The 11,214-nt window shown below is 62.3% G+C and carries 9 protein-coding genes and 1 pseudogene; all 10 read left to right on the top strand.

Annotated elements, in window-relative coordinates; translation table 11 throughout:
• Positions 1–332 precede the first annotated feature (332 nt).
• On the top strand, positions 333–674 hold the full coding sequence (locus AC1DOG_RS23100) for a hypothetical protein (RefSeq protein WP_018902525.1): 342 nt from the start codon (positions 333–335) through the stop codon (positions 672–674).
• Positions 675–815: 141 nt separating this feature from the next.
• On the top strand, positions 816–1,022 hold the full coding sequence (locus tag AC1DOG_RS23095; protein ID WP_112946167.1) for a hypothetical protein: 207 nt from the start codon (positions 816–818) through the stop codon (positions 1,020–1,022).
• Positions 1,023–1,232: 210 nt separating this feature from the next.
• On the top strand, positions 1,233–2,039 hold the full coding sequence (locus tag AC1DOG_RS23090) for a pseudouridine synthase (protein WP_018902527.1): 807 nt from the start codon (positions 1,233–1,235) through the stop codon (positions 2,037–2,039).
• A 4-nt stretch (positions 2,040–2,043) separates the two neighbouring features.
• Positions 2,044–2,748 carry a phosphoribosyltransferase gene (locus AC1DOG_RS23085; RefSeq protein ID WP_477931332.1) on the top strand — a complete coding sequence of 235 codons (705 nt, stop codon included), beginning with the start codon at positions 2,044–2,046 and terminating at the stop codon, positions 2,746–2,748.
• Positions 2,749–2,895: 147 nt separating this feature from the next.
• Positions 2,896–4,626 carry an SLC13 family permease gene (locus AC1DOG_RS23080; RefSeq protein WP_477931330.1) on the top strand — a complete coding sequence of 577 codons (1,731 nt, stop codon included), beginning with the start codon at positions 2,896–2,898 and terminating at the stop codon, positions 4,624–4,626.
• A gap of 92 nt (positions 4,627–4,718) precedes the next feature.
• Positions 4,719–5,663 carry a phosphoribosylaminoimidazolesuccinocarboxamide synthase gene (locus tag AC1DOG_RS23075; protein ID WP_477931328.1) on the top strand — a complete coding sequence of 315 codons (945 nt, stop codon included), beginning with the start codon at positions 4,719–4,721 and terminating at the stop codon, positions 5,661–5,663.
• Between the two features lie 104 nt (positions 5,664–5,767).
• Positions 5,768–6,364 (top strand): TetR family transcriptional regulator, encoded by a 597-nt coding sequence (locus AC1DOG_RS23070; RefSeq protein ID WP_289729315.1) that lies wholly within the window; start codon positions 5,768–5,770, stop codon positions 6,362–6,364.
• 133 nt (positions 6,365–6,497) lie between these two features.
• Entirely contained in the window at positions 6,498–7,718 is a 1,221-nt protein-coding gene (locus AC1DOG_RS23065) for an efflux RND transporter periplasmic adaptor subunit (protein ID WP_477931326.1), read from the top strand.
• Between the two features lie 39 nt (positions 7,719–7,757).
• Positions 7,758–10,862, top strand: coding sequence for an efflux RND transporter permease subunit (locus AC1DOG_RS23060; RefSeq protein WP_113200355.1), 3,105 nt, complete (start codon positions 7,758–7,760; stop codon positions 10,860–10,862).
• Positions 10,863–11,023: 161 nt separating this feature from the next.
• A pseudogene (locus AC1DOG_RS23055) lies at positions 11,024–11,214 on the top strand (efflux transporter outer membrane subunit); the annotation flags it as partial.

Below are 11,214 nucleotides of genomic sequence, written 5' to 3'. Positions count from 1 at the left end.
AAATCCAGAGCGAAAGTCACCGTCGCCAGCAGCGCCGCCGCCCTCGTTCTGTGAAGCGGCTTATAAGGCCCCTAAGCCGAACAAGTCAACAAGCACACGCAAAGTTTTTTGACAGTTTTATAACATGTTGTTTTGACTGGGGGAATTTCGGGACCTGTCTGTGGAGACATTTCGACGCCTCCACGCATGCGCCCGAACATCGGGCCAATCCACGGCGTATCTTCCCCTATGGGCCATTATCCGCATCCAAAACGCCCGATTTTCGGAACCGAACCCCTCTCCCATGTGTTTCTAGACGTGTTTCTATCGTCAGCAACAAAGGAGACAGCCCAATGGCTTCCAATACAGATGATGTGAGATCTGCGGTCAGCAAGGACATCAGCGCCCTGCAGCAGGAGGTCGCCCGTCTGCAGAAGATGATCTCGGCCCAGGGCGCGGAGGCCTATTACGAAGTGCGCGATCGCGCCGGCAAGGCCTATGAGGATATGGCGCCCCGCGCCAAGACCGCCGTTGCCCAGATCAAGGCCGAAGGTGTGGCCGCGGCCGACGCCGCTCGCGAGCATCCGGCAGCCACCACAACGGCGCTGGCGCTTGCCGGCGCGCTCGGCTTTCTCGCCGGCTATCTCCTGAGCGGCGCCCAGGCCGCCCCGCAGCGCCAGCAGTGGTGGCGATAGCATTCGTTAACATTAGACGTATCTAATTTGTTTACGGGCCGGATGATCCGAAGTATCATCCGGCCCGTACTACTTAGGTCTTAGAAAAACCCGTTTTTCAGGCCAATAATGGAGACTATAAAGAACGAGGGAGGACTGCTGATGATTGCCAAAGGATCGAACTGCATCGTCGAAGTCACGGTAGACGGAGCGCAGGGCCGCCTGGCGGTCGGTATCATGAACATGCAACAGGCTCTCGAACTACCTGAAATGCCCAGCGTATCCTACACCCATCCGGATCCCGCCAAGGCGGCAGCCGGTGTTACCATGAACCGCGAGCAGCTCGCCGGCTTCATGGCGCGTCACTGAGAGCGGTCGCAACCGCGATCCGCTCCTTATATATAAATGCGGCCAAGACAGGCGGCGCCACCGGCGCCGCCTCTTCTTTTTGGCTGAGCGACAGAGCCCCCTCCCCTCCTGTCCGATCCTTCTTATCCCCGCGTTTTGCGACCCCGCGTCTGGCATCCCCTCACCGTTCATGCCAAAAACGCCGATAATAGAGAGCAGAGGAACAGGCGATTGAGAGAGCGGCGCGCACCGCAAAGGCAGAACGGCCGCAATAAGCCGGATGCCGTCGAGAGCAAGCGGGTGACCCTGCCGCGCGCTTTGTCCAAGCTTGGCTACTGCTCGCGAACCCAGGCGGAAAAGCTGATCGCCGACGGTCGCGTCACCGTCAACGGCCGCACCGTGCTCGATAGCGCCGCCTGGATCGACCTCTCATCGGCGAAGATCAAGGTCGACGGCAGCGATGTCGCTGCCGAGCCGATGACCTATCTGATGCTCAACAAGCCACGCGGGCTGGTGACGACACGCCACGATCCGGAAGGCCGCCCGACGGTGTTCGATTGCCTCAAGGATGTCGATACCCCGCATCTGTCGCCGGTCGGCCGGCTGGACAAGGCAAGCGAAGGCCTGCTTCTCTTCACCAACGACACGGTCTTCGCCCAGGCGCTGCTCGACCCGGTCACCCATGTCACCAAGACCTATCACGTCCAGGTCGATCGCGTCATGGAGCCCGAGATGCTGGCCGAGATGGCCTATGGCGTTCGCCACGACGGCGAACTCCTGAAGGCGACGGCGGCCACGCTTTTAAGACAAGGCGAGCGCAACTCCTGGATCGAAGTCGAGCTCGACGAGGGTCGCAACCGCCAGATCCGCCGCATGCTGGAAGCGCTCGGCACCGAATGCCTGCGGCTGGTGCGCGTGGCGATCGGTGACCTCCAACTCGGCGATCTCCCGAAAGGTGCGGTACGCGCTTTGACCGAGGCCGAGCTCAAGGCGCTGCGCCGCCGCGCCGGCATGGAAACGACCAAACGGACCAGATGACATCATGACAGACAGCGCCGCCCTCGCCCCGCACGATTTCTGGCAGGAGCTGCACGCGCCCGGCACCTTTTCGATCGGGGGTGACTTCACATCCTTCTATGTCGCGACGCTGACTGACGGTCGCCAGCTCCGCCTGCCGCTTCGCCCGCTTGCCGATGGCGAACACGCGCTTGCCTCGCTCATCATCAACCAGGCGAGCTTCGAGGTGCTGGACGCGCTGGCCGGGCAGCTTGCCGACAAGCTCAAAAGCCTCGACATCGATGTCGTCGCTGGACTGCCGACGCTCGGGTTGACGCTCGCCTCATCCGTGGCGCGGAAACTCGGACACAAAAGATATGTGCCGCTCGGCACCTCCAGGAAGTTCTGGTACCGCGACGAGCTCTCCGTGCCGCTGTCGTCGATCACCACTCCCACCCAGCAGAAGCGCCTCTATATCGATCCGCGCATGCTGCCGTTGCTCGAAGGCAGGCGCGTCGCGCTGATCGACGATGTCATCTCGAGCGGCACCTCGATCGTCTCCGGCCTCAAGCTGCTGTCAGCCTGCTCCATCGAGCCGGTCGCGATCGGCGCCGCCATGCTGCAATCCGAGCGCTGGCGCACGGCACTCGCCGAGGCCGGCCCGCAATGGCTGGAACGGACGGTCGCCGTCTTCGCGACCCCGATGCTGGAACGCACCGAACAAGGCGCCTGGCGCGCGCCCGGGATCTGAGCCGTCGTCCCTAATATAGAGTGCGCCTCATTATAGAGTGAGCTCGATTATAGACTGCGCTCTGCGCCCGCCCCTCTATACAGCGCGCCGCGAACCGCTACATTCTCAGTCAATACGTAAAGCAAGCGCATCAATCCGGAAGACCTGATGACCTTAGAACAAGCATGTCTGCTGATCCTGCTGATCGCGATGCTGGTTCTGTTTCTGATCGACCGTTTCAGGGTCGAGGTGGTGGCGATCGCGGGTCTGCTTGCCGGCTATGCGCTCGGGCTTTATCCGACCGATGCGGTCTTCGCGGGCTTTGCCAGCCCCGTGGTCATCACCGTCGTCGAGATTCTGCTGGTGGTTCAGGTGCTTGCCCGCACCCGCTTCTTCGACAGGGTGTCGACAGCGCTTGCCAGTCGCGGCATGCGCGGCACCGGCGTCATCGCCATCCTGTCCGGCGTGACCGGCTTCATCTCGATCTTCATGAACAATATCGGCGCCTTCTCGATCTCGCTGCCGGTGGCGCTGCGCATCAGCGCCGTCAGCGCGATCCCCAAACGGCAGCTGATCATGCCGATCTCGTTCGCCGCTTTGCTTGGCGGCCTCGTATCGCTGATCGGCACGCCCGCCAACCTGCTGGTCAGCAACGCGCTTGCGGCCGCGACCGGCGAGAGCTTTCGTCTGTTCGATTTCGCCTATGTCGGCTTGCCGGTCGCCGCAGCCGGCATCTTGATGACGTCAGTGTTGGCGCCGCTGCTCTTTTCTGCGGATAGCGAGGACGATGCGGCAGCACCCGAAACGCCACGGCGCCGCATGGTGGCGGAACGGCGCGTGCCCGCGAACTCGCCGCTGATCGGCGCAAGCCTCGCCGATCTCCCTGCCCGCTTCGCGCTAAAGCCGCACGCGCTGTTGCGCAACGACGCCTTCGTGTTCGGATCCGCCGAACGTTCAATTGTCGAAGCCGGCGATCTCCTCCTGGCCGAAGCCGACGACACGGTCCTTATCGACCTCGCCGCATCAGGCGCCCTGCAGACGGATCATGGGCAGGCCGAGGCAAGCCGCGTCGAGGCTGTCGTCATGCCGGAGAGCACGCTGGTCGGCTCGCGCCTGCGCTCGCTCGAGGTCTTCACGATGCGCGGCATCGCGATCGGCGCCCTATCCATGCGCTCCCCCCGCATCGAGGGACGCTTCGAGGATCTGCAGCTCTCGATCGGCGACGTCCTGGTGCTGGAGGGCAACCGCGCCGCAATCTCTGAAGCGCTCGAGGAATGCGAATGTCTGCCGCTCGCCTCGCCGCCCGTCCCGCCTTCATTCTCGCTGAGCTGGCATCCCTTCGCGATCTTTGCGTGCGGCATCGCCACGACCACGGTCGTTCGGCCCGATATCGCGCTCGCCGGCGTCGTGCTCGTCCTGGCGCTCCTCAACTACCTGAACATCCGCCAGGCGATGGCCGACCTCAACTGGCCCGTCATCATCATGCTCGCCGCGATGATCCCGATCGGCTCGGCCGTCGGCACCTCGGGGACCGCCGAAGTGATCGCCTCGGCGCTGGGCGCGATCCTGCCGGTCTCGCAGCCGCTCGCGGGCATTGCCGTCGTGCTGTTGCTGGCGATCGCGCTGACGCCCTTCGTCAACAACGCCACCGTCGCCATCGTGCTGAGCCCCATCGCGATCGAATTCGCGGCAGCCGGCCACCACCAGCCGCAGGCCTATCTGTTGGCAGTAGCCCTCGGTGCTTCACTCGATTTCCTCACGCCCTTCGGCCATCACAACAATACGCTCGCCATGGGCATCGGCAGCTACCGCTTTTCCGATTTCATCCGCGCCGGCCTGCCGGTAACGGTGCTGAGCTACTTTTTGAGCCTGCTGCTTCTATATGTCTTCTGGGTTTGAGCCCCGCTTGCTTGACATCCCCGGCGATGGAACTAGAGCAGGGGAAAGCCCCGATCAAACCGACCCCGTAACCCAAAAGGACGGTCAAGCCAGTGCGTATTCTCTCAGAAGCCCATTTCCCGGAACTGCCGAATTACTACCGCGGCAAGGTGCGAGAAAACTACGACCTTGCCGATGGCAGCCGCATCATCATCAGCACCGACAGGCTGAGCGCGTTTGACCGGATCCTGACCTGCATCCCCTACAAGGGCCAGGTCCTCACGCAGACGGCGCGCTACTGGTTCGAGGCGACCAAGGATATCTGCCCCAACCACGTCATCGCTTATCCCGATCCGAACGTCGTCGTCGGCAAGCGCCTCGACATCCTGCCGGTCGAGATCGTTGTGCGCGGCTATCTCGCCGGCACCACCGGCACCTCGATCCTTACTCTTTATAAGAAGGGCGAGCGCGAGATGTATGGCATGCGCCTGCCGGATGGCATGCGCGACAACCAGAAGCTCCCCGAGCCGGTCATCACGCCGACAAGCAAGGAATTCGACGGTGGCCACGATGAGCCGCTGACGCCTGATCAGATCGTCGAAGGCGGTCTGCTGACGCAGGCGCAGTGGGCTACGCTGTCCAAATACGCGCTGGCGCTCTTTGCCCGCGGCCAGGAGATGGCGGCCAAGCGCGGCCTCATCCTCGTCGACACCAAGTATGAGTTCGGCACCGACGAGAACGGCACGATCATCCTCGCCGACGAGATCCATACCCCCGACAGCAGCCGCTACTGGCTCGCCGATAGCTACCAGGCAAGCTTCGAGGCCGGCACGCGCCCGGCAAGCTTCGACAAGGATTTCGTCCGCGCCTGGGTGGCCGAACGCTGCGACCCCTACAAGGACGAGATCCCCGAGATCCCGACCGATCTCATCGATGAGACCTCGGCTGTCTATATAAAGGCATACGAAGCGATCACCGCGCAGACCTTCGTGCCTGACGACACCGGCGCGACCCCGGTGGAGCGCGTGCGCAAGAACCTCTCGCGCTATTTCCCGTAATCGCTCGATTGCATGAAGGCCTGCGACTTTAGCTTGCAGGCCCTTTCAATGTCGCGTTAGATTTTGAAAAACACCGAAGCCGGGCGGATCCGGCTGGAGAATTCATGGCACGAAGGCCAAGGCGCAAGGCCGAAGAGACCCGCGAAGATATCATGTCGATGGCCGAGCAGCTGTTTCGCCAGCGCGGCTTCGTCGCCGTCTCGATCGCCGATATCGCCGCTTCGCTCGACATGTCGCCGGCCAACGTCTTCAAGCACTTTCATTCGAAGACCGCCCTGGTCGATGCGATCGCCGAACGGCATTTGAGCGACGTCGCCGACCGCTTCGTCGCCGATGACCTGCCGCCGCGCGAACAGTTGCTCCGCTTCGTGCTCCGGCTGCTCGACAGCCACCTCGAGGACATCCAGAAAAACCCCTACATCTTCGAAATGGTCCTCGTCAGCATCGAGGCGAAGATCGAGGCCGGCAGGCGGTATCGTGAAAAGGTCATCCAGAAACTGGAAGCAATCATTCGCGAAGGTGTCGCGGAAGGCCGCTATCACTGCGCGGACCCTGCGCGCGCCGCAAAGACCGTCGCCGATGTGCTTGCAGGCGTGCTGCATCCCGTTCTGATCGTCAAGGACGATAAGGAAACCCTGGTCGAGCGAGCGAGGCAGATCGTCGATTTCGCCGATGCCGCACTGCAAAATAGCACTTGCTAAGTGACGATTCATAAATTACGTCACTTTCTAAAGGCTTTGTTAATTCGCATCAGAGGCATTTGACTCCGGATCGTTTGTCGTGTGGCATCCCCGGCAGGCTTCGATCCGCGAGCCAGCGCATAGGGAATTGAACATGATACGTCGCTTTCTCCTCGTTTCCTCGGCTCTTGCCATCGGTGGCGTTCTCGCCGCCTGCAGCGACAGCGGCAAGACACCGGCCGCGGGCGCCGGCGGTGCCGGGGCGGCTCAGCAGGCAGCTGCCGTCGGCGTGATCACGCTGAAGAAGGGCGACTTCCCGGTTACGACAATCCTTCCCGGCCGCGCCGAAGCGTTCCAGGCCGCCGACATCCGTCCGCAGGTCAGTGGCCTCATCCGCGACATCACCTTCCGCGAAGGCGGCGAGGTGAAGAAGGGCGACGTTCTCTACCAGATCGAAGACGCCCCCTATGTCGCAGCCGTCGCCCAGGCGCGCGCCGCCATCGCCAAGGCCGAAGCCAGCGTTCCCAGCGCGCAGAGCAATTTCGACCGCTACCAGCGCCTCGTCGGCTCGGGCGCCACGCAGATCGAGCTTGAGACAGCACGGACCAACCTCCTGCAGGCGCAGGCCGAGGTCGAATCGGCGAAGGCCGCCCTTTCGGCAGCAGAGATCGATCTCGACCACACCAAGATCGTCGCCCCCTTCGATGGCGTCATCGACCAGACGGCCTATAACGTCGGCAACGTCGTCTCCGCCAATCAGACCACGGCGCTGACCACCGTGCGCCAGCTCGACCCGGCCTATATCCTTCTGACGGAATCGAGCACCAACCTGCTGCGTCTGCGCAGCGCGATTGCCGATGGCGAGATCAAGGGCACCAGCGGCAACGACGCCTTCCGCCTGATCCTCGAAAACGGCAAGGAATACGATCAGAAGGGCACACTCGACATGTCGAAGTCGGTTGTCAGCGAAACGACCGGCACCTTCACCATCCGCGTGCGCTTCCCCAATCCCGACCGCATCATCCTGCCGGGCATGTATGTCCGCGCGACGCTGGAACTCGGTTCCGAAAACGGCTTCGCCCTGCCGCAGCTCGCAACCAGCCGCAACGCCAATGGTGAGCTGTCAGCTCAGTTCGTTTCCGCGGATGGCAAGGTCGAAAACCGCATCTTCGAAAACGCATCGCCATCCAACAATGCATGGCTGGTGACCGAAGGCGTCAAGGACGGCGATCAGCTGATCGTTTCCGGCCTGCAGTCGATCACCGCGGGCATGCCGGTCAAGCCGACCGAAATGAAGATCAATGACAAGGGTATCGTCGTGCCCGTGGCGCCTCCGGCCGCCGCCGGCGACGCGCAGAAGCCCGCCGCGAAGTAACGCGTCGATCATTGATCCGAGCCGTACAGGAATTAGCCAATGGCCAAGTTTTTCATCCGACGTCCGATCTTTGCGTGGGTCATAGCGATCACGATCATGCTCGCGGGCGTGCTGGCGATCTTCACGCTGTCCATCTCGCAGTACCCGGATATCGCGCCGACCACGGTGCGCATCAACGCCACCTATCGCGGCGCCAGCGCTGAAACGGTCGAGAAATCGGTGACGACCCTCATCGAGGACGGCATGACCGGTCTCGACGACCTCACCTACATGACCTCGACCTCGTCGACCGGCTCGGCCAGCATCTCGCTGACCTTCGGCACGGCGGCCGATCCCGATATCGCCCAGGTGCAGGTGCAGAACAAGCTGCAGCTCGTACAGTCTCAGCTGCCGAGCGACGTCATCGACGCCGGCATCAGCGTCACCCGCTCGACCTCAAGTATCCTTCTCGTCGGCGCGCTGGTCTCCACCGACGGCAAGCGCAACTCCGTCGATCTCGGCAACATCCTGTCGAACTCGATCGAAAAGCAGGTCCAGCGCCTGGAAGGCGTCGGCAGCGTCAATATCTTCGGCTCCGGCTACGCGATGCGCGTCTGGCTCGACCCCTACAAGCTGGTCAAGTATCAGCTGACGACGGGCGACGTGACCTCGGCGATCGAGGCACAGAACACGCAGGTATCCGTGGGTTCGCTCGGCGCCCAGCCTTCCGTCGAAGGCCAGCAGATGAACGTCACGATCACCGCGCAGAGCCAGCTGACCACCGTTTCCGACTTCGAGCACATCATCTTGAAGGTCGAGAAGGATGGCTCGACGGTTCGCTTGAGCGACATCGCGCGCATCGAGATCGGCCAGGAAAGCTATGGCGGCTCCTCGCGCTACAATGCCCAGCCATCGAGCGGCTTCGCCGTCAACCTCGCGATCGGCGCCAACGCCATCGATACGGCCGGCCGTGTTCGGACCGCGCTCGATTCCATTTCCAAGGGCCTGCCCGAAGGCGTCGAGATCACTTATCCATACGACACGACGCCCTTCGTCGAGCTCTCGATCGAGAAGGTCGTGCACACGCTGATCGAAGCGATCGTGCTCGTCTTCGTCGTTCTCCTGGTCTTCCTGCAGAATTTCCGGGCGACGCTCATCCCGACCATCGCGGTTCCCGTGGTTCTGCTCGGAACCTTCGGCATCCTTGCCGCGACAGGCTATTCGATCAACACGCTGACCATGTTCGCCATGGTGCTCGCGATCGGTCTGCTCGTCGACGACGCCATCGTCGTGGTCGAGAACGTCGAGCGCATCATGACGGAAGAGAAGCTGTCGCCGATGGAGGCCACCGAGAAATCGATGGGCGAAATCACCGGCGCCATCGTCGGCATCGCGCTCGTCCTGACGGCCGTCTTCATTCCGATGGCCTTCTTCGGCGGTTCCACCGGCATCATCTATCGCCAGTTCTCCGTCACCATCGTCTCGGCGATGCTGCTCTCGGCGCTGGTCGCCATCGTGCTCACGCCGGCGCTCTGCGCCACGATGCTGAAGCCGGTGCATGACCACAAGAAGAACCGTGCCAGCGAGTGGTTCAACCGCAACTTTACGCGCTCCACCAACGGCTACGTCCGCTCGATCGGCTATCTCCTGAAGCGCCCGTGGCGCGTCATGGTCGTCTTCCTGCTGGTCGGCCTCGGCTGCGCCTATTTCTTCACCCGTCTGCCCACCTCGTTCCTGCCGCAGGAAGACCAGGGCGTGCTGCTGACGATCGTGACCACGCCCCCGGGCTCGACCACCCAGCAGACCCAGGCCGTCGTCGAAAAGGTCGAGACCTACTATCGCGAAAACGAAAAGGACGCCGTGCAGTCCGTCTTCGGCGCCCTTGGCTTCGGCTTCAACGGCTCCGGCCAGAACAGCGCGATCGTCTTCACCAAGCTCAAGGACTTCGCCGAGCGTACGGACGACAAGCTGCATGCGCAGGCCGTCGCAACCCGCGCGCTGGGCGCCTTCTCGCAGATCCGCGAAGCCCAGGTCTTCGCGCTGCTGCCGCCAGCGATCCAGGGTCTTGGCGTGTCCAGCGGCTTCTCCATGTATCTCGTCGATACCGGAGGCCATGGCACCGAGGCGCTCGACGCGGCGTCCAAGCGCCTGATCGGCATGGCCAACACGAGCGGCAAGGTCGTTGCGCTCCGCAGCAACAACAAGGAAGTCGAGCCGCAGATGAAGATCATCATCGACCAGGAGAAGATCGGCGCCATGGGTGTCGACATCTCCTCGGTCAATTCGATGCTCTCGGTCATCTTCACCGGTCGCGACGTCAACGACTTCACGCTGAACGGCGAGATCAAGCCGGTCTACGTCCAGGGCGATGCACCCTTCCGCATGCAGCCAGACGACCTCGACCACTGGTATGCCCGCAACACCAATGGCGAGATGGTCCCCTTCTCCGCCTTCACCCGCACCGAATGGGTGAAGGGCGCCCCGACGCTTGCCCGCTTCAATGCGGTGAGCGCCATCCCGCTCGACGGCGCGTCAGCACCCGGCGTCAGCTCCGGCGACGCCATGAACGCGATGGAAGAGATGACGGCACAACTCGGCGGCGGCTACACCGTCGCATGGCAGGGCATTTCCTATCAGGAACGCCTGTCGGGTTCGCAGGCGCCGATGCTCTATGCCATCTCGGTTCTCGTCGTCTTCCTCTGCCTCGCGGCGCTCTATGAAAGCTGGTCGATCCCGTTCTCGGTCATCATGGCCGTTCCGGTCGGCGTGCTCGGCGCGCTGGTCGCGGCAACCGTCTTCGGCCAGGCAAACGACGTCTACTTCAAGGTGGGCCTGCTCACGACCATCGGTCTGGCGGCGAAGAACGCGATTCTCATCGTGGAGTTCGCCAAGGACCGAATGGAAACAGGCATGGGCATCATCGATGCGACGCTGGAGGCAGCAAGGCTGCGTCTGCGGCCGATCATCATGACGTCGCTGGCCTTCATCCTCGGCGTCGTGCCGCTGGCGATCGCCACCGGTGCGGGCTCGGCTGCGCAGAACGCGATCGGTATCGGCGTGCTTGGCGGCATGCTGTTTGCGACCGCGCTTGGCATTTTCTTCGTACCATCATTCTTTGTGGTTATCCGCCGCGTCTTCTCGCGACGTCAAAAAAATGAGGTATGAGTGTGACATATCTGCACTGTGATAAAGTGAGACTCATTGATACATTGCCGCGAACTGCTTCGGGATGGTGTTTCTCGTTTCGAGCGAAGCGCGGCCGATAGTGAAGCTTCATTGCTTCTGACATGAATGATTTTTTTGGTCGAGTTACAGGAAGATAGTTAATGGCGTCTTTTCGTTTTGCCTCTCCGGCATTGTTGCTATTGCTCGCGGGCTGTGTGAGTGGCCCGGATCATGTTCCCCCGGAGATGCCCCTCCCGGCCAAGTTCAATGAAGGCTCGGCCAAGGCCGACGGCGACGTCTCGACGGTCGCGTGGTGGACCGCTTACCGCGACACCCGCCTGAACGGACTGGT

It is taken from the genome of Rhizobium sp. 01N48, from assembly GCF_056399145.1.
This window is presented reverse-complemented; position numbering and strand designations above follow the sequence as displayed.